The sequence below is a fragment of the Paracoccus isoporae genome (assembly GCF_900101865.1).
Taxonomy (GTDB): Bacteria; Pseudomonadota; Alphaproteobacteria; order Rhodobacterales; family Rhodobacteraceae; genus Paracoccus; species Paracoccus isoporae.
This window is the reverse complement of the sequence record NZ_FNAH01000010.1, coordinates 20,232-39,638: the sequence shown is the minus strand read 5'-3', so window position 1 is coordinate 39,638 and position 19,407 is coordinate 20,232. Positions and strand designations below refer to the sequence as shown.

The 19,407-nt window shown below is 66.5% G+C and carries 17 protein-coding genes; 12 read left to right on the top strand and 5 right to left on the bottom strand.

What is annotated here, in order from left to right; all coding sequences use genetic code 11:
* Positions 1-68: 68 nt before the first annotated feature.
* The 7 genes from BLT73_RS14020 (at position 69) to BLT73_RS13990 (ending at position 7,651) form a co-directional block, all read left to right on the top strand.
* On the top strand, positions 69-1,646 hold the full coding sequence (locus BLT73_RS14020) for a multicopper oxidase family protein (RefSeq protein WP_090524855.1): 1,578 nt from the start codon (positions 69-71) through the stop codon (positions 1,644-1,646).
* A complete protein-coding gene (locus tag BLT73_RS14015) occupies positions 1,627-1,935 on the top strand; it encodes a c-type cytochrome (protein ID WP_090524852.1) in 309 nt (102 codons plus the stop codon). Before BLT73_RS14020 ends, BLT73_RS14015 begins: the two co-directional genes overlap by 20 nt.
* A complete protein-coding gene (locus BLT73_RS14010; protein WP_090524851.1) occupies positions 1,917-2,612 on the top strand; it encodes a phytochelatin synthase family protein in 696 nt (231 codons plus the stop codon). Before BLT73_RS14015 ends, BLT73_RS14010 begins: the two co-directional genes overlap by 19 nt.
* The gene (locus tag BLT73_RS14005; protein ID WP_090524849.1) at positions 2,612-3,109 is read left to right on the top strand and encodes a sugar dehydrogenase complex small subunit; all 498 of its coding nucleotides are present in this window, start codon (positions 2,612-2,614) and stop codon (positions 3,107-3,109) included. The genes BLT73_RS14010 and BLT73_RS14005 overlap by 1 nt, the downstream gene beginning before the upstream one ends.
* Positions 3,106-4,737, top strand: a complete 1,632-nt coding sequence (locus tag BLT73_RS14000; protein WP_090524964.1) for a GMC oxidoreductase — start codon at positions 3,106-3,108, stop codon at positions 4,735-4,737. Before BLT73_RS14005 ends, BLT73_RS14000 begins: the two co-directional genes overlap by 4 nt.
* Complete coding sequence (locus BLT73_RS13995; protein ID WP_090524847.1) at positions 4,730-6,154, top strand: hypothetical protein; 1,425 nt, start codon at positions 4,730-4,732, stop codon at positions 6,152-6,154. Before BLT73_RS14000 ends, BLT73_RS13995 begins: the two co-directional genes overlap by 8 nt.
* 297 nt (positions 6,155-6,451) lie before the next feature.
* Positions 6,452-7,651: a hypothetical protein gene (locus tag BLT73_RS13990; protein ID WP_143025686.1), complete on the top strand. Its 1,200-nt coding sequence runs from the start codon at positions 6,452-6,454 to the stop codon at positions 7,649-7,651.
* Positions 7,652-7,676: 25 nt separating this feature from the next.
* On the opposite strand, the gene tpa is transcribed toward BLT73_RS13990, so the two are convergent.
* A complete protein-coding gene (gene tpa / locus BLT73_RS13985) occupies positions 7,677-9,056 on the bottom strand; it encodes a hypotaurine--pyruvate aminotransferase Tpa (RefSeq protein ID WP_090524842.1) in 1,380 nt (459 codons plus the stop codon).
* Positions 9,057-9,471: 415 nt separating this feature from the next.
* Between tpa and BLT73_RS13975 the strand changes: the two genes are divergently transcribed.
* The 5 genes from BLT73_RS13975 to BLT73_RS13955 all read left to right on the top strand — a co-directional run bounded on the left by BLT73_RS13975 (position 9,472) and on the right by BLT73_RS13955 (position 15,217).
* On the top strand, positions 9,472-10,662 hold the full coding sequence (locus BLT73_RS13975) for a toxic anion resistance protein (protein WP_090524837.1): 1,191 nt from the start codon (positions 9,472-9,474) through the stop codon (positions 10,660-10,662).
* Positions 10,659-11,717 carry a DUF2927 domain-containing protein gene (locus BLT73_RS13970; protein WP_245727341.1) on the top strand — a complete coding sequence of 353 codons (1,059 nt, stop codon included), beginning with the start codon at positions 10,659-10,661 and terminating at the stop codon, positions 11,715-11,717. Before BLT73_RS13975 ends, BLT73_RS13970 begins: the two co-directional genes overlap by 4 nt.
* Before the next feature lie 92 nt (positions 11,718-11,809).
* Positions 11,810-12,958, top strand: a complete 1,149-nt coding sequence (locus BLT73_RS13965) for an SPFH domain-containing protein (RefSeq protein ID WP_090524835.1) — start codon at positions 11,810-11,812, stop codon at positions 12,956-12,958.
* A gap of 64 nt (positions 12,959-13,022) precedes the next feature.
* The gene (locus BLT73_RS13960) at positions 13,023-14,288 is read left to right on the top strand and encodes a TFIIB-type zinc ribbon-containing protein (RefSeq protein WP_090524833.1); all 1,266 of its coding nucleotides are present in this window, start codon (positions 13,023-13,025) and stop codon (positions 14,286-14,288) included.
* 20 nt (positions 14,289-14,308) lie between these two features.
* On the top strand, positions 14,309-15,217 hold the full coding sequence (locus BLT73_RS13955) for a carbohydrate kinase family protein (protein WP_090524831.1): 909 nt from the start codon (positions 14,309-14,311) through the stop codon (positions 15,215-15,217).
* A 91-nt stretch (positions 15,218-15,308) separates the two neighbouring features.
* Here the strand turns inward: BLT73_RS13955 and BLT73_RS13950 are convergent, their stop codons facing one another.
* From BLT73_RS13950 to BLT73_RS13935, 4 genes are all read right to left on the bottom strand, one after another.
* The gene (locus BLT73_RS13950; RefSeq protein WP_090524829.1) at positions 15,309-15,629 is read right to left on the bottom strand and encodes a DUF6280 family protein; all 321 of its coding nucleotides are present in this window, start codon (positions 15,627-15,629) and stop codon (positions 15,309-15,311) included.
* 219 nt (positions 15,630-15,848) lie between these two features.
* On the bottom strand, positions 15,849-16,934 hold the full coding sequence (dinB, locus tag BLT73_RS13945) for a DNA polymerase IV (protein ID WP_090524827.1): 1,086 nt from the start codon (positions 16,932-16,934) through the stop codon (positions 15,849-15,851).
* The gene (gene ygfZ, locus BLT73_RS13940; RefSeq protein ID WP_090524825.1) at positions 16,931-17,656 is read right to left on the bottom strand and encodes a CAF17-like 4Fe-4S cluster assembly/insertion protein YgfZ; all 726 of its coding nucleotides are present in this window, start codon (positions 17,654-17,656) and stop codon (positions 16,931-16,933) included. Before ygfZ ends, dinB begins: the two co-directional genes overlap by 4 nt.
* On the bottom strand, positions 17,653-19,392 hold the full coding sequence (locus BLT73_RS13935; protein WP_090524823.1) for an ABC transporter ATP-binding protein: 1,740 nt from the start codon (positions 19,390-19,392) through the stop codon (positions 17,653-17,655). The genes ygfZ and BLT73_RS13935 overlap by 4 nt, the downstream gene beginning before the upstream one ends.
* Between the last annotated feature and the right edge of the window lie 15 nt (positions 19,393-19,407).

Here is a 19,407-nt window from a genome sequence, read left to right as displayed (position 1 = left end):
AATATTGAAATGACGCAAGGTCCGTCTAAACTCTGAGTTGTAAATCTGTACCGACCGGAGGTCAGCCGATGCCCCACGCCTCGCATAGCGACGGGCAGCAGCCAGCGATCATCTCCCGCCGCGCGCTGCTGCTGGGGGCCACGGCCCTTGCCGGAGCGGGAGCCGCCGCCGTTCTGGGCAGCGGCAGGGCCTCGGCGGCGTTGCAGATGAAAACCGAGATCCCGGCGCGCTCGCCGCTGGGGCTGGCGGATGACCTGCACAACCCGCGCGAGGTGCACTCGGTCAATGGCCGGTTCCGGCATGAATTGACCATGCGGATGAGCGATTACGAACTGCCCTATGCCAAGGCCCGGCTGCGGCTTTACGAGGGCGAGATCCCCGGCCCGACCTTCCGCGTCCATCCCGGCGACGAGATGGAGATCACGCTCCATAACAACATGCCGCCCAACCGCGACAGCGCCGCGCCGGTGCTGAACACGCCCAACCAGCTCAACTCCACCAATCTGCATTTCCACGGCTTCCATGTCAGTCCGAAGGCGAATTCGGACAATGTCTATCTGCAGATCAATCCGGGCGAGAGCTTCAACTACGTCGTGCGCCTGCCCGAGGATCATCCGGCCGGGAATTACTGGTATCACCCGCATCGCCACGGCTCGGTGGCGTTGCAGGTGGCGTCGGGCTGCGGCGGGATGATGATCGTGGAGGGCACGCTGGACGAGGTGCCGGAGATCGCGGCGGCCATCGAACGGGTTCTAGTGTTCCAGTCGCCGGTGGTCGATCCGAAAAGCGAGGATCTGGAAAGCTACGACACGATCTGGTCGCTGGATGCGGAACGGTTCTGGCTGGTCAACGGCCAGTTCCGCCCGCGCATCTATATCCGGGCGGGCGAGGTCCAGCACTGGCGGATGCTGAATGCGGGCGACCAGCAATTCCTGCCCTTGCAGCTTGCGGGGCTTGAGTTGCACGAGGTCGGATTCGACGGCAACCCCTATCCCGCGGCGCGTGAGACCGATGAGATCTTCATCGCGCCGGGCAACCGGATGAACCTGATGGTCAAGGCCGGCGCGCCGGGGGTCTATACGCTGGTCCGTCCGGCGTTCCGGCAGGGCAAGATGGAGCTGCCCGAGGTGCAGATGGCCGATGTGATCGTGCTGCCGACCGGCTCGGACAAGGTCGCAGCCGACGTGAAGATGGGCACCGCGCTGCCGTCAGGGCCGTTGCCGAAGAACCGCATCCTGACCGACATCACCGATGACGAGATCGACAACCGCCGCCAGATCGTGCTGGGCGTCACCGACACGCCGGGCATGTTCAAGAACACCGTGTTCACGCTGAACGGCCAGCCCTTCGATCCCAGGCGCGACGACATCGTCGCCCGGCTGGGTCAGGCCGAGGAATGGGAGTTCGTGAACACCACCCCCTTCCCGCATCCGATCCATGTCCATGTCAATCCGATGCAGGTCGTGGCGCTGAACGGGGTGCCGCTGGCCTACAAGCACTGGCAGGACACGATTCCCGTGCCCGCCGGGGGCACGGCGACGGTGCGGATGCGGTTCGAGGATTTCGACGGCCGCTTCGTCATGCACTGCCATATTCTGCCACATGAAGATCTGGGGATGATGTTGAATGTCGCTATTCAGGCATAAGGCTGCCGCGCTGATCGCATTGCTGCCGCTGAGCGCCGCGGCCGACGAGGCGCCGGCCATCCCGCCGCTCGTCTCGGGCTGCGTCTCCTGCCATTCGGCCGATGGCAATCCGCTGGTGGCGGGCGTGCCGATCATCGCCGGGCAGCGCGCGGATTACCTGGTCAGCGCGCTGAAATCCTATCGCAGCGGCTCTCGCAGCGGCGGACCGGCCGATGTGATGCGCCATTTCAGCGAAGAGCTTTCCGACAAAGATATCGAGGAGATTGCCGCATGGTTCAGCACAAACTGATCGCCGCCGCCCTGACGCTCGCGCTTGCCCCATCGCTGGGTCTGGCCGAGGATCTTGTCTATCTGACGACTGAGGAAGGCGAGGACCGGTTCATCGGCACCGAGCTGAAGCGGGATTATTTCAGCCTCGCCTCCTATCTCGAATATGAGGAGATCCAGACCTTCTGCGGGCCGGCCACCGTGGCGGGCGTCGCCAATTCGCTGAATATTGAGCGCCCCTCGCCGGACCGGCTGTATCCGTGGAAGCTGTTCACCCAGGACACGCTGTTCAACGAGGCGAACCAGAAGCTGAAATCCTTCGCCATGGTCGAGCATGAGGGGCTGACGCTGGCGCAGCTCGACACCTTCATCGAGAATCTGGGGTTGGTAGCCGAACATCACTTTGCCGATGAGACCAGCGTTGACGCGCTGCGCGAGGCGATCAAGACCGCACTGTCCGACCGCAATACCCGCTTCGTGGCGAATTACTCGCGCAAGGCGCTGCCGCAGGAGGGCGACGGTCATATCTCGCCGGTCGCGGCCTATGACGAGTCGACCGACACGGTGCTGATCCTCGACGTTGCGAAATACAAATATCCGCCGGTCTGGATCAGCGTGCAGAAGCTGCATGACGCGATGATGCTGACCGATGACGCCTCGGACCGCTCGCGCGGCTATGTGCTGGTCTCGGCCCCGTGATGCGGGCCGCGCCCACGCGACGCGCCCTGCTGCGCGGCGGCGCGAGTGCCGCAGCACTGGCGGTGATGCCGGGCATGCTGATGCCCGGCGCGGCCGTGGCGCGGTCGTTGAACGATGTGCGCGACCGGGCGCTGTTTCACTCGGTGCTCTACGCCCTCGCCGGCCCGGTCGAGATGGCGCCACAGCTTCTAGGCAGCGTCTCAGACGGCTTCGTCGCGAAATTCGGCGCGGCGGCGCTTGATGATCTGGTCGCCCATGTCGCCCGGGCCGGGGTGGCGGATGTGCTGACGGCGCAGTCCGATCCGACCCGCGAGGCGCATCTGCAATGGCTGACCGCGGCGCTGTTCACCGGCTCGGCCGACCCGGACGACAAAACCGCGCAGATGGTCAACTACCCGGTGGCGCTGTGCTGGAAATCGCTCAGCTTCGCGAAGGCCCCGGCGCTTTGTGCGGGGCCGGAATTCGGTTACTGGAACGGTGAATGGGGCGCGGCATGAGCGAGGCGGGCGATCTGAGCGCCGATATCGTCATCGTCGGTGCGGGCATGGGCGGCGGGCATCTGTCGCGCAGCCTGGCCGAGGCCGGGCGCGACGTGCTGGTGCTGGAAGCCGGCGGGCGCAAGACGCGCGGCGAATACCTGTCGGATTTCTTTCTGAACCCGGTCAAGGGGCCGCAGGCGCCCTATCCCAGTCAGGACTTCGCGCCCCATCCGCTGGACACGAATTACGACGATTTCTACGACCAGGCCGGGCCGGAGCGGTTCGTCGGTGCCTATCTGCGGATCTATGGCGGCACGAGCTGGCACTGGACCGGCTTTGCCGACCGGCTGCGGCCGGAGGATTTCCGGGCCGCGACGCTCTATGGCCGCGGCACGGACTGGCCGATCCGGTATGAGGATCTTTTGCCCTATTACCGCGAGGCCGAGATCCGCTGGGGCGTGGCGGGCGATCCCGACCATGTCTGGGGCGCGCCGCGTCAGGAAGGCGACCCCTATCCGATGCCGCCGATCCCGGCCTCCTGGATGGATCGCCAGATCCAGTCGCAGGCGCTCGACGCGATGGGGCTGCATGCCGCGATCTTCAGCCATGCCCGCAACTCGGTCATCTATGACGACCGGCCGGTCTGCTGCGGCAACAACACCTGCGTGCCGATCTGCCCGATCGGGGCGAAATACGACGCCTCGGTGGAGATGGACCGGGCGGTCAAGGCCGGCGCGCGGGTGGAGCTTCAGGCGCTCGTCACCCATATCTCGCTCGGCCCCGATCAGCGCGTTGTGGGGCTGACCATCCGCCGCCCGGATGGCAGCACGCAGCGCGTCACCGCCAAGACCTATGTGCTGGCCTGCCACGCGGTCGAGGTGCCGCGGCTGTTGCTGAACTCCGCGCAGGAGGGCGCGCCGAACGGGGTTGCCAATGGCAGCGACCAGGTCGGCCGCAACCTGCTGTCGCAATGGAATATCGATGTCTGGGGCACGGTCAGCGACCCGGTCTATCCGTATCGCGGCCCGCAGCAGACATCCGGCATCACCGAGTATCGCGATGGTGAGTTCCGCAAGGATTACGCGCCCTTCGGCACCTCCTTCATGAATAATGGCTGGAGCGGCAATTCCGATGCGACCAAGCTGTCCGAAGAACTGATCGCGCAGGGGATGCGGGGCGAGGCGCTTGTCAGCGCGCTGAACGAGCAGATATCGCGCCATGTCCGGCTCAACTCCTCGGCCGAAACCCTGGGCGATCCCGAGAACCGGATCACGCTGTCCGATCAGAAGGACAGCGCCGGCATCCCGAAACCGCGCATCGCCTTCACCGTGGATGACTACACCCGCGCCGGGATGGAGGTGGCGAAGACCGTCTCGACCGAGGTGCTGACGCGGATGGGCGCGGCCGACATCCAGACCAACACGCCCTATCTGTCGAACGCCATCATCGGCGGCACCACGCGGATGGGGACCGATCCGGCAGGTTCGGTGGTGACGCCGGATCTGAAGACCCACCAGCATGACAACCTGTATATCCTTGGCGCCAGCACTCATGTCAGTTGCCCGGTCAATGCGCCCTCGCTGACCATTGCTGCCATGGGCATAAGGCTGGCCGAACATCTGGGGCGCGTCGCCGGGCATGAATAGCGCCGGGCTGCTGCTTCTGGCGCTGCTGATCGTCCTGGGCAACGGTCTGCGCTCGGTCGTCACCTCGACCGTGTCGATCTCGCAGGGCAGCTTCGCCAGTTTCCTGTCGATCTCGGTCGAGGCGACGACGATGCTGATCGAGCAGCTCATGGGCGCGGTGCTGCTGTCGTTGCTGTTGGCCCCCTGGCTGATGCAGCGGTTCCGCACCGATCCGCTGGCGGTGGCGATGACATTGCTGTCCATCGCGGCGGCGGGCGGGCTGGCAGTGCTGTTCTTTCTGGCCCCGCCGGTCGATATCCGTGTCGCCGCCGTGGCGGTGCTGTTCCCGCTGCTGGGATTCGGGCTGGCGACGCTGGCGCCGATCTCACAACGCTGGATCGACCGCGCCGAGGGCGAGCGGCATCGCAAGCTGATGCTGGGGGCGTGGTCGGTGGCCATGCCCTGCGCCTTTCTGATCACCCCGCAACTGGTGCGGGTGGTGGCCCCGCGATACGGGCTCGACGTGTTCTTCCTGGGATTTGCCGGCATATTGCTGAGTTTTCTCTTCGCGATGGGGCTGCTGCGGATGCGGGACGCCCCGCGAACGGGCGCTGCCGCGCCGCCGATGCAAGGCGGGATGCTGTTCGCGGCGCTCATGGCGCTGTTCAGCTTCCAGCTTGTCACCTTCCTGATCTCGGTCGAAGGGCTGCGCTCTGCCCTGGTGATGCCGGCGGCAGGGCTGATGGTGGTCTGCCTCGGCTGGCTGATCCGGGTCTGGCGGCGCGCGCGGGCGCAGGCCGGAAATGCAAGCTCCACCGGGGGCGGACGCCAGATGGCCGGGCTGTTTCTCATGCTGTTCCTGCTGAACATGGCGACGACGGGGTTCTACGACAACGCTTTCATGGTGCGGCATCTGTGCTCCAACACGCTGATCGCGGATCGCGCGACCATCTCGGCGCTGGCACAGGTCGCGGCGACCCTGCTGACCGCCGCGGCGCTGCGATGGGGGGTGTCGCAATCCCTGCTGATCCTGCTGGGCGTCGGGCTGAGCTTGGCCGGGCTTGCCTCCTACATGGCCTATCCGGGGCTGCTGGTGCCGGGCTACGGGATCGAGACGGAGAATCTGCTCTTCATCGCCTCCCGCTCGGTCACCGGGGCGGGTGTGGGCATGGCGTTGACCGCCGCGATCTTCGCCGTGGACCGGCTGGCCGGCACGGACACCCGCGCCCCGCTGTTCCTGGCCTTCGTGGTCATCCTCGGCACCGAGGTCGGGCTGGAGGCGATGGAGGTGCTGGGCCAGGCGGTAATGCTGGCGCGCGACACGACCTCGCCGCCTTATCTCATGTTCTTCCTGTTGCAGGCGATGCTGGCGCTGTTGTCGCTCAGCGGGCTGTTCCTGCGCGACCGCCGCGCTTCGGGCCAGCCGCAACCGGCCTGATCGCCCCCTGCGCGACCGGCCGGTCGCCGACCCGCTTGCAGTGACGCGCATGCGATGCGGCCACGGGCGCGGACCGCACGTGGCGCGCAAGCCACAGCGTCCGGGCTGACGCCGCCTGCCCCAGCCGCGGCAGTGGGGGCAAGCGGCTGAGCGCGATCGGTTTTGCGCCTTGCCACCGACGGTTATCCCCGCCGCACGTCGCGCGGGGCGGCAAAAAACGCAGCGCGGCGATTGCCGGTCGCGCCGGGCCTGCGCTATGGGATGGATATTGAACGGCACGGCGCCGGTGAGATTTCCATGTCCCGCATTGTCTTTACCGATTTTCGCAGCGACGGGCATCAGTTCGAGGTCACCGTCGAGCGCGACGATGCGCCGACCGAAACCGTCCGGTTCGAGGCCCCCGCCGCCGTCAGCTTCGGCCACGACCTGATTGCGCATGCCCTCTCCACCCTCGCCGCGCGCAAATATTCCGACGTGCATTTCGATTTCCCGGTCAGCGCCGCATGCCTGGGACGCATCCAGCCCTTCACGCTGTGCCTGCCCACCGCCGCCGCTCCGGCGGAGGAGGAACGCTGGGCGCGAAATGAAACCGGGGTGACGCTGTCCTTCAGCGGCGGGTTCGATTCCCTGGCGGCACTGGCGCTGATGCCGGGGGACACGTCGCTCGTCTCGCTCGATTTCGGGGGGCAATTCGCGCGCGAGCGGCGCGGCTTCACCAGTTTCGATCCGATCATCATCGGCACCAACCTGACCGAGACCTCGCTGCGCAGCACGTCGTGGTCCTTCATGGGGATCGGCGCGATCCTGACCGCAAAGACCACCGGCAGCCGATACATGACCTTCGGCGCCATCCTGGATCAGACCGCCGATTCCTTTGCCAAGCCGCCACCTTATACGCGGAACCGGACCTTTCCCGCGTTTTCGGCCTGCGGTTTCGTGAATGCGCCCTATGTGATGGGCATCACCGAGCTGGGCACCGCCCGGATCATCGCGCAGGCCTATCCTGACAAGGCGCGGGATGCGCTTTTGTCGCTGTCCAGCCCCAATGCCGAGAAATTCGCCCGCAAGGGGCTGCTGCTGCAGTATTACGAAAAGCAGTTCGGCCTGTCGCTGGACCTGCCCGAGATCAGGTTCCTCGACCGCCCGACCTACAAGTTCGGCGAGCTGATGGGCGGCGATACGATGTCACCCTGGTATATCAGGGAATACGGTGCCGAGAACGCGGCGAAGATGACCGCCGAGATTCCCGCCCGCGCCCATGAGATCGCCCGCACCCGCAGCCTGGCGTTTCTGGAGAAATACAATCAGAGCTTCTACCAGGATTTTCCGGCGGTGCTGAAACCGGGGCTGGAGGCCGCGCTGCGCCGCTATCGGATGGAGCCCTATGACGCCACCGATCAGGCGGATTTCGACGCGGTGGGCGATATGCTGGCCCTGCGATACGAGATCAGCGGCCGCGCCGCGCCCGCGCCGAAAGACGACGCGGATCCGGCGTGACCCACGCCGCCGCGCCCGGACCGATCTAGCCCGCGACCCGGCTGAGCGCGCCGTCAATGGCGTCGGTGATGCGGTCGATATCGTCCGGCGTGGCGATCAGCGCCGGTGACAGGCACAGCGTGTTGTTCAGCCCCGGAAGCGAGCGGTTGGTGGCGCCGATGATGACGCCCTGCGCCATGCAGTCGGCCACCACCGCTTGCACCTGCTTCTCCTCCAGTGGCTCCTTCGTCCTTCGGTCGGCCACCAGTTCCGCCCCGCAGAACAGCCCCTTGCCGCGCACATCGCCGATCACGGGGTGGCGGTCCTGAAGGTCGCGCAGATTGGACAGCACCCGTTCGCCCATCGCGGTGCAGTTTTCCAGCAGCCCCTCATCCTCGATGATGCGCATGTTTTCGAGCGCCGCGGCCGGGCCGGCGGTGCATCCGCCAAAGGTCGAGATGTCGCGGAAATAGCCCAACGGATCGCTGGCATCGTCCTTGAACATCTCGAAGACGCGGTCGGTCGTGACCGTGCAGGAGATCGCCGCGTAACCCGAAGCCACGCCCTTGGCCATGGTCACGAAATCCGGCTCGATCCCGTAATGCTGATAGCCGAACCAGGTGCCGGTCCGGCCAAGCCCGCACACCACCTCGTCGATATGCAGCAGGATGTCGTATTTGCGGCAGATCTCCTGCACGCGCGGCCAATAGCCTTCTGGGGGCGTGATGACCCCGCCGCCCGCCGTCACCGGCTCCAGCACGATGGCGCCGATCGAGTCGGGGCCTTCGCGCAGGATCACCTCCTCGATGGCATCGGCGGCGCGGCGGCCGTAATCCTCCACGTCCCATTGCGCGCGGTATTCCAGGCAATGCGGCACCCGCACGAACCCGTCGGGGAACGGCCCGTATTGCTCGGCCCGCTGATCCTGTCCGCAGCTTGCCAGCGTGGCGATGGTGGTGCCGTGATAGTCGCGGTCGCGATAGAGGATCTTCCATTTCCGCCCGCCGTGATGGCGCGCCGCGATCTGGCGGACCATCTTGTAGACCTTCTCATTCGCCTCGGAGCCGGAATTGGAGTAGTAGACCCGGCTCATCCCCGGCATCTTCTCCAGCAGCCGCTCGGCAAACACAGCCGCCGGGACATTGCCCGCCGCCCCGGCGAAATAGTTCAGCCGGACAAGCTGGTCGCGCACCGCGTTGGCGATGCTTTCGCGCCCGTATCCGACATTGACCGTCCACACCCCGCCCGAGACGGCGTCGAGATATTCCTTGCCGGTCGCGTCCCAGAGCCGCATCCCCTTCCCTTCGACGAAGACCCGCGGATCGCTGGTCTCATATTGCTTGTGCTGGCTCAGATGATGCCAGACATGGGCGCGGTCTGCGGCGACCACCTCGGAGATGTCGTTCTGGGTCAGGTCGAGTGTCATCGCGCTCCTCCGCTCATGCGCCACGGCCCTGCCGGGCGGCATCCGTCGTCGACAGGTTTGCCGATCCGCCCCCGCGACACAAGCCGAACCGCGCCGCCAACCATCGCGATGCGCCGCCCGGCAAGCGCGCCGATCCCTGCCCGCACCGCCACGGCGGCGGAGACATGCGGGGCTGAGGGGCCGAGCGCGCGTGCGGTCTGCATGGCGGTCATCCGCATCGGGCCAATCCGTCCAGGCCGGTCGGACCGCATCCGACGCCTCGCCGCGACCGGCAAAACCCGTCGGCGGGCGGGCCGGGCCATGGCGCATCCGTCTGCATCGGCCGGGAACTTTCGCCTATCGGCACTGTTGAACCGCAGAATTTTCAGCCTATTCTGCCGGCGACCCGTCGCGTCAGAGCCCAGGAAGGAACGCAATGACCACCGAGACGAAACGTGCCGCCGAGCAATCGCAGCAGCAGATCGAAGAGGTGACGGCGGTGGTCCTGCCCGAACCCAAGGGCGATGTGGTGCCGCTGGAAGGCGCCGACCAGCCAGTTGCCGAAGAGATCCGCCGGCGCATGGATGAGATCAACCTGAAGGATACCGGATCGATCGTCCATTTCGGCTCGGCCGCGCAGGCGGAGTTGCAGGAAATCAGCCAGCAGATGCTGGCCGATGTGAAGAACAAGGATGTCGGGCCGGCGGGCGAATCGCTGCGCGGCATCGTCACCACGATCCGCGGCTTCTCGGTGAACGAGCTGGACATGCGCCGCGAGCGCAGCCTGTGGGAGCGGCTTCTGGGCCGCAGTGCGCCATTTGCGAAATTCGTCGCCAATTACGAGGATGTGCAGGGCCAGATCGACAAGATCACCGAGGATCTGATGAGCCATGAGCATCAGCTTCTCAAGGACATCAAGTCGCTCGATCTGCTCTATGAGCGGACGCTGAACTTCTACGAGGAGCTGGCGCTCTATATCTCCGCGGGCGAGGCCAAGCTGCGCGAGATGGATGAAGAACTGATCCCCGCCAAGGAGGCCGAGGTGCAGGCCAGCCCGGCCGACGGTCAGGTCATGGAGGCGCAGGAGCTGCGCGATCTGCGCAGCGTGCGCGACGATCTGGAACGGCGGGTGCATGATCTGAAACTGACCCGGCAGGTGACGATGCAGTCCCTGCCCTCGATCCGGCTGGTGCAGGAAAACGACAAGTCGCTGGTCACCAAGATCAACTCCACGCTGGTCAACACCGTGCCCCTCTGGGAGACGCAGTTGGCGCAGGCGGTCACGATCCAGCGGTCGGCCGACGCCGCAGGCGCGGTGAAGCAGGCAAGCGACCTGACCAACGAATTGCTGGAGAAGAACGCCGAGAATCTGCGCCAGGCGAATGCCAATATCCGCACCGAGATGGAGCGCGGCGTGTTCGACATCGAATCGGTGCGCACCGCCAATGCCGAGTTGATCGCCACGATCGAGGACAGCCTGCGCATCGCCGACGAGGGCAAGGCGCGCCGCGCCGCCGCCGAGGAAGAGCTGGTGCGCATGGAGGACGAGCTGCGCCGGACGCTGTCGGCGGCCTCGGCCGGCCGGACGCGCGCCGTCGAGGGCGAGACGGGGGCGGCCGCGACGTGATCCTGCGCCGCCGCACCCTGGCTGCAGAGACCCGGCCCCGGCGCGCGCTGCCGGGGCTGGTGGCATGTCTGGGCGCGCTCGCGGCCACCGCTTGCGTCGATTCCACCGATCCGGGCCGGCTGCCTCCCGAGCCCGCCGCGCCCGCCGCGCCCGCCCCCATCGTGGCACCCCCGCCAGAGCCGCGCCCCACATCGGCCCTGCGCGCCGCGCGGGCGCAGCGCGCGGCCGAACAGGCACGGACCGCCAGCCTCGCCGCCAGCACCCCGGCCAGCCAGACCATGCATGGCTATTTCGAGGGGGTGGAGGACATGCTGACCGCGCGCGGCCAGCTCCGCCGCGACGATGGCCGCGACATCGCGCTGAGCGCCGAGCAACTGACCGAGAATTTCGTCCAGATCGCGCTTTACGACGAATACTGGCGCGACGGGGCGCAGCTCGTGGCCGAGGCGCGGCCCTCGAAGCTGCGCCGATGGGCGCAGCCGGTCCGGGTCGCGGTGGAGTTCGGCGAATCCGTGCCGCCCGCCACACGCACGCGGGACCGGGCGAATGTACAGTCCTTTACCGAACGGCTGGCGCGGATCACCGGCCACGACATTGCCGTGACGCCGGGCGGCGGCAATTTCACCGTGCTGTTCCTCAACGAGGACGAGCGGCGGCGGATCGGCCCGCGGCTGGAGGCCCTGGTGCCGGGCATTCCCGGCGGCGACATCCAGGCCATCGAGGGGCTGCCGCCGCAGAATTACTGCACGGTCTTTGCCTATTCCATCGGCGCCAGCCCGGTCTATTCCGAGGCGGTGGCGATCATCCGCGCCGAACTGCCGCCCGGCCTGCGCAAATCCTGTATCGAGGAAGAGCTGGCACAGGGCATGGGGCTGGCCAATGACAGCCCGGAGGCGCGGCCCTCGATCTTCAACGATGACGAGGAATTCGCCCTTCTGACCCATCACGACGCGCTGCTTCTGGAAATTCTCTACGATCCAAGGCTGCGCCCCGGCATGACCCGCGACAGCGCCGAGCCGATCGTGCGCGAGATCGCCGCGAATCTGCTAGACTGAGAGGCGCGGACCCGCTTGCGCCGCAATCCGGCCCGCGCCACCGACGACGACCAAAAGGCGGCCCGGACCGCCGACACAGCACGGAGAGACCCATGGCCCTGTTCGACTTTCTTTCGGGCGAATTCATCGACGTCATCGAATGGACCGACGACACCCGCGACACGATGGTGTGGCGGTTCGAGCGGCGCGGCAACGCGATCAAATACGGCGCCAAGCTGACCGTGCGCGAAGGCCAGTCGGCGGTGTTCGTCCATGAGGGGCAGATCGCGGATGTGTTCGGGCCGGGGCTCTACATGCTCGAAACCAACAACATGCCGATCCTGACCTCGCTTCAGCATTGGGATCACGGCTTCAAGTCGCCCTTCAAATCCGAGATCTATTTCGTCAACACCACCCGGTTCAATGGGCTGAAATGGGGCACGAAGAACCCGATCATCGCGCGCGACCCGGAATTCGGCCCGGTCCGCATCCGCGCCTTTGGCACTTATTCCATGCGGGTCACGGAGCCGGCGAAATTCATGGCCGAGATCGTCGGCACGGATGGCGAATTCACCAGCGACGAGATCACCTTCCAGCTTCGGAACATCATCGTGCAGGAGTTCTCGCGCATGATCGCGTCATCCGGGATCCCGGTCCTGGACATGGCGGCCAATACCGATCAACTGGGCAAGATGGTGGCCAAGGCGATTGCGCCGACGATTGCCAATTACGGGCTGACCATCCCGGAATTCTATATTGAAAACGTCAGCTTGCCCGATGAAGTTGAGGCGATTCTGGACAAGCGCACCTCGATGGGGATCATCGGTGACCTGGATCGCTTCGGGCAATATGCGCAGGCCGAGGCGATGCTGAACGCCTCGCAGAACCAGGGCGGCGCGGGGGCCGGCATGGGTGCAGGTCTGGGCGCTGCGATCGGCATGGGCATGGCGGCGCGCAGCGGTCCCTGGGGCCAGATGCCCTCAGCCCAGCCCTCGCAGCCGCCGCAGGGCGGCGGTGCCCTGCCCCCGCCTTTGCCGGGGCCGCGCAGCGAAACCGTCTGGCATGTCGCCAAGGATGGCGCGGCGGACGGGCCTTACGGGCGCGGCCATCTGGGCCGGATGGTGCGCGACGGCAGCTTCACCCGCGAGACCTTGGTCTGGACCGCCGGACAGGATGGCTGGAAACCCGCCGATGAGGTGGCCGAGCTGGCGCAGCTCTTCACCGTCTCGCCCCCGCCTCCGCCGCCCTTGCCCAAGCCCTGACGGCCCCGTAACGCCGGCACCGGGCGCGGCGCGACCGCCCGGCCCATGACGACGGATTGACCCGATGCCCACCCCGCCGAGCGAGTTCCGCTACCCTTGCGAGCAATGCGGCGCGAGCCTGACCTTTTCGCCGGGCGCGCAGCAATTGAAATGCCCCTATTGCGGCCATGTGCAGGAGATCGGGCCGGGGGCGGGGCGGGCACCGGCCCGCTCAAGCCGGGAGGGCGCAGAGGGCGAGCGCGAATTGCTGCGCGACCCCTCCACCGGGCGGGCGCTGCAATGGGATGCCGGTCACAAGGCGCCGCTTTTGCGCGAAATCCCCCTGGAACAGGGGCTGCGGCTGGATCGGGGCAGCGAGATCGCACAGGAGATCCGCATGCTCTCATGCCCGAATTGCGGGGCGAAATTCGATCTGGAAGGCGAACATCACTCCACGCGCTGCCCGTTTTGCGCCACGCCCGTCGTCACCGATACCGGCGCCACGCGTCAGATCAAGCCGCAGGGCGTGGTGCCCTTCGTGGTGACCGAGGATCAGGCCCGCGCGGCGCTTGACGACTGGCTGGGGCGGCTGTGGTTCGCGCCGTCCGGGCTGGTGAAATACGCCCGCAAGGGACGGCGCATGGCCGGTGTGTATTCGCCGTTCTGGACCTTCGATGCGGACACGCAATCGGCCTATTCCGGGGCGCGGGGCGACTGGTATTACGAGACCCGCTGGGTCACGCAGACGGTGAACGGCAAGTCCCGCCGGGTGCAGCAGCGCGTGCGCAAGACCCGCTGGCGGCAGGTCAGCGGCCGCGTCGGGCGCGCCTTCAACGATGTGCTGGTGCTGGCCTCATCGGCTCTGCCGCGGCGCATCACCGATGCACTGACGCCGTGGGACCTGTCGCATCTGCGCCCTTACGATCCGCAATATCTCGCCGGGTTCGAGGCCGAGGGCTATACCATCCCGCTGGAGGCCGGGCACGGCATCGCAAGGCAGGAGATGGACGCGGTGATCGCCATGGATATCCGGCGCGACATCGGCGGGGACGAACAACGCATCTCGCGCGTGCGCACCGCCCATTCCGAGGAGACCTTCAAGCATATCCTGCTGCCGGTCTGGTCGGCCGCGTATAAATACAGCGGCAAATCCTATCGTTTCGTGGTGAACGGCCAGTCCGGCCGGGTGCAGGGCGAACGGCCCTGGTCGATGTGGAAGATCGCCGTTGCGGTCATTCTCGGGCTGATTGCGGTGGCCCTGATGCTCTGGTTCGCGCAAGCCAGCGGTTATGTGCAATTCAGTGCCGACGGGTTTTCCTCCGGGGGCGAGTATATTATCCAGGGCTACTGATTTTTTATGGGAGGCCGACGATGATCCTGTGCTGCGGCGAATCGCTGATCGACATGGTGCCCGAGGATGGGGCCTTCCTGCCGCTGCCGGGGGGATCGGTCTATAACACCGCGGTGGCGCTTGGCCGGCTGGGGGCGGATGCGGGCTATCTCTGGCCGATCTCGACCGATGATTTCGGCGCAGCACTGCGCGGTCCGCTGGAGAAGGCCGGGGTGGATCTGTCGCTTTGCCCCGCAACCGACCGGCTGACCACGCTGGCCTTCGTGTTCCTGAATGACGGCCATGCCAGCTACAGCTTCTATGACGAGGCCACGGCCGGGCGGATGTTCGACGAGGGCGAGCTGCCCGCCCTGCCCGACGGGCTGGAGGCGCTGTTCATCGGCGGGATCAGCCTGATCCAGGATCCCTGCGGCGCAACGGTGGACGAGGTCGCGCATCGCGCGGCCGAATCCGGCGCGGTGGTGATGGTCGATCTGAATATCCGCCCCAATCTCATCCGCGACGAGCGCGCCACCAAGTCGCGCCTTGAAGGGCTGATGCGGGTGGCCGATATCGTGAAGATCTCGGATGACGACGCGGCCTGGCTGTTCCCGGACCATGCGCCAGAGGACTCCGCCGTGCAGCTTCTGGACCTGGGTCCGCTGCTGATCCTGCGCACCCACGGGGCGGAAGGCGCGACCGCGATTCACCGCAACGGACAGGTCAACCGCAAGGCCGAGCCGGTCGAGATCGCAGACACGATCGGCGCGGGCGACACCTTCAATGCCGGGCTGCTGACCGCGCTGTCGGAGGCCGGGGTTCTGGACAAGACCGCGCTGGAAAAGCTGGATGAGGAGACACTGGGCAAGGCGCTTGATTTGGCGGCGCGCGCCGCCGCCGTCACCGTCTCGCGGCCCGGCGCGAATCCGCCCTGGCGCGAGGAACTCTGACCGCCCGCCCGCGCCCGACCGTGACCCCCTGCAAAACAAGACGCCGCCCGTAATTGAGCGGCGTCATGTCATGTCACCCGGTCAGCAGGCGTCAAGCGGCTTCGGCATCCTCGGCGGCCTGGCGGCGTTCGCTTTCCTCGCGCGAGAGCGCGACCGAGGTGCGCACCCCCTTCGACACGAATTCCATCAACCCTTTCACCACCCGCTCGTTCGGGTCGATCCCGGCGCAGGACAAAACTTCGCGCCCGTCGCGCGACCGCGCCCAGCGGGCGATCTGTTCAGGCCCGTTGCCGTATTTCTTGTCGTCTGCAATGGCATCATCAAGCGCCGCGAGCACAACTGCCGCGAACAGCTTTCGGGCACGCTGCCCCTGTTCAAAATTAAAAGCCGAGCCGTCTACGAAATCACGCATCTTTACCGTCCTGACCAAATATGGTTCCCTCGACCCGTATGGACCGGATCCAGAGCTTGATTCTGGGTGGTGGAACTGTCTAACTCAACCGAACCTTAATTCGGTATACCACTGTCGTCATGTCTGCCATGCAGTGCATACATGGCTCTGCACCTTTTATCACACCCGTATGATGTAACGCCTGACGCGCTTTCAAGGTTGCAGCCTTCAGGTGGGACATTATTCAAAAAGATCAAGCTGTCGGCTCGGTTTTTTCGCGTCAGCCCCCAGACTTGACAAGGTGATGCCCAAAAGCCGCACACCGCGCGGATCGGGCATGACCCCGGCCAGCAGTGTCTGCGCCGTATCCAGCAGCTCCTGTTCCGAGGTGACGGGGCGCGGCAGCGACTGCGCACGGGTGATTTGTTGGAAATTGGCGAACTTCACTTTCAGGGTGACGGTGCGGCCCCGGGATTTATGCGCATCGGCATGGCGCCAGACCTTCTCGGCAAGTGCTGCGAGCGCGTCCTGGCCCTCTGACAGCGTATGCAGATCCTCGGAATAGGTCCGTTCCGCCCCGATTGACTTTCGCGTCCGGTCGGGCTTGACCTCGCGATTGTCGATCCCGCGGGAGATGTTGAAATACCATTTCCCCGATTTGCCGAATCGCGTTTCGAGGAATGCGAGCGATTGCGCGCGCAGATCGGCGCCGGTCTCGATCCCCAGCCGTTTCATCTTTGCCGCCGTCGCCGGTCCGATGCCGTGGAACTTGTGCACCGGCAGGGCGGCGATGAAGGCCTCGCCCCGCCCCGGCGGGATGACGCATTGCCCGTCGGGCTTGTTCTGGTCCGAGGCGATCTTGGCCAGGAACTTGCAATAGCTGATCCCCGCGCTCGCGGTCAGCCCGGTCTCGGCTAGGATGGCGGCGCGGATCTCGGCCGCGGTTTCGGTGGCGGTCGCGCCTGCGGCCAGCCGCCCGGTCAGGTCCAGATAGGCCTCGTCCAGCGACAAGGGCTCGATCTGCGGGGTGTAGCGGGCGAAGATCGCGCGGATCTGCTGGCTGACGGCGCGATAGACCTCGAAGCGCGGCTTCACGAAGACCAGGTCCGGGCAGCGCCGCGCCGCCGTGACCGAGGGCATGGCCGAGCGCACGCCGAATTGCCGCGCCTCGTAGCTGGCGGCAGCGACCACCCCGCGCCGGCTGCTGCCGCCGACGGCAACCGCCTTGCCGCGCAGCTCGGGATAGTCGCGCTGTTCGACGGATGCGTAAAAGGCGTCCATGTCGATATGGACGATGCGGCGCGGCGTCGCGGCCGCATCGCTCATTCGACCGCGACCGCCGCGCCGTCGGCCGTCATCCCCTCGCCCACCCGGTCGAAGCGCAGATAGGCGATGCCGCGCCCGTCCGACTGGGTGTGAACCACCCCCGCCTCGCGCCCGTCGCCCGACAGGATCGGCGTGCCCGGCGGCACCGCGCCTGACAGCGTCACCCGGCGCAGCCCCTTCTTGAGCTGGGTCTTGTGCTTCATCCGGGCCGTCACCTCCTGCCCGACATAACAGCCCTTGCGGAAATCGACGCCGTTCAGCCGCTCGAACCCCATTTCGAGGATATAGCTGTCATTCGGCACCAGCTCCGCCCCGGCCTGCGGCACCAGATGGGCCACGCGCAGCGCATCCCAATCGGTTTCGTCGCTCTCGCCCACGCCATAGCCGCGCCAGCCAAGCGCCGGGTCGCGCGGATCGGGGATCGCGCCGTCGGGCGCGGGACCGGTGCCGCGCGTGACCGGGCGCGGATCATCCGCGATCTCGACCTTGGCGCGCAGCTTGTACATGCTCAGCCGTCGCTTCAGATCTTCGGCCTGATCGGCGGCCACGTCGATCAGATAGCCATCTCCGTCCGGCACGACGAAGAAATCGGCCAGATATTTGCCCTGCGGGCTCAGCAGCGCGGCATAGATCGGCGCGCGGCTGACATCATTGGTGATGAGACCCTGAAGGAAGTCCTCGCGCTCAGGCCCGGTCACGCGCAGCAGACGGCGTTCGCTCATTGGGTTCTGTCCCCGAATTGCAGTTGCACGAGCGCGGCATAGGCCCCGCCCTTCTCCATCAGTTGGTCATGGCTGCCCTGTTCGACAACCCGCCCCCCCTCCAGCACGACGATGCGGTCGGCATTGCGGATGGTGGAGAGGCGATGCGCGATCACCAGCGACGTGCGGCCCTGCGACAGCTCGTCAAGCGCCTCCTGCACCAGCCGTTCGGAGGCCGCGTCGAGCGCCGAGGTGGCTTCGTCCAGCAACAGCACCGGGGCGTCGCGCAGCACCGCCCGCGCAATCGCCACACGCTGCCGCTGCCCGCCCGACAGCGCCGATCCGCGCGGCCCGGCGGGGCTTTCCAGCCCGCCCGGAAGGGCATCGGCAAATTCCGCGACATGGGCGACCTCGATGGCACCGCGCAGCGCCGCCGTCTCGGCGTCGCGGCCGAGGGTGATATTCTCGCGGATGGTTTCGTCGAACAGCGCCGGGTCTTGCGACACCACAGAGAACTGGTCGCGCAGCACTGCCAGATCGAACGCCTCCAGCCCGGTGCCGCCGAGGGTGATCCGGCCCTGATCGGGATCGGCCATGCGGGTGAGCAGGTTGAACACGGTGGTCTTGCCGGCACCTGACGGCCCGACAAGGGCGGTGGTCTGCCCGGCCTCGGCCACGAAGCTGAGCCCGCGCAGCACCGCCGTGTCGCCATAGCTCAGATACACGTCATCGAAGGCGATCCGGGTGGTCTCCGGCGGCGCGGTGCGGTCGCCCGACCGGATCGAGGGGGCCGTGTCGAACACCTGATAGATCCGCTCCAGGCTGGCCGCGGCGACCTGCCACGACCCTGCCAGCCCGCCCAGCCTGCGCAAAGGCTGAAAGGCCAGCGACAGGGCGCTGAAGAACGCCATGAAATCACCGACCGTCCGCTCTCCGCTGGTGACCTGCGCCCCGCCAAGCGCCAGCACCCCCACGAAGCCCAGCCCGGTCACGATGTCGATCATCGCAGGCACCACCGCGCCGGTTGCAGCGATCTTGACCTCGGCCTGCCGGATCCGCTCGACGATGGCGGCGAAGCGCGCGGTCTGGTGATCCTCGATCCGGTTCAGCCGCACCGTGCCGATCCCGTGCAGCACCTCGTCGATGCGGGTCGCCCGGTCCGAGGCGTTGCGCCGCGCGCCACGGGTCTTGCGCCGCACATAGCGCTGCACGAAGATCGTGGGCAGGATCAGCAGGGGGGCCCCGATCAGCGCCGCCAGCGTCCATTCCGGGTCAATCATCACCGCGACGTAGAACAGCGAGACGAGCGCCACGATGTCGCGCCCGGCGCCGGTGATGAAGCTCTGCCAGATGCTCTGCACCGCCTTGGTGTCGCCCTGGATCCGCTCGATCAGCGCGCCGGGCGGGTTCTGCTGGAAGAAATTCATGTCCAGCCGCATGATATGGGACAGCAGATCGACCTGCATTCGCGTTGCCACGCTCTGCTGCACCGAGACGAGCAGGCTGCGATTGATGACCGAGGTGACGGCGCGGATCACGAACAGCGCGAAGATGACGCCGCCGACCCACCACATCGCGTCGCTCTCGCCGCCGACAAAGACCCGGTCGAACAGCGGCTTCAGCATCCAGCTCAGCACCGCCAGCGTCGATCCCTCGACCACCATGAAGAAGAACGCCACCGACATGCGCGGCCAATGCGCCCGCAGGTAATCGCGCCAGATCCGTCCGAAGAGATGCCTGCTGGAATTATCCTTCATGCCATGATCTAGCCC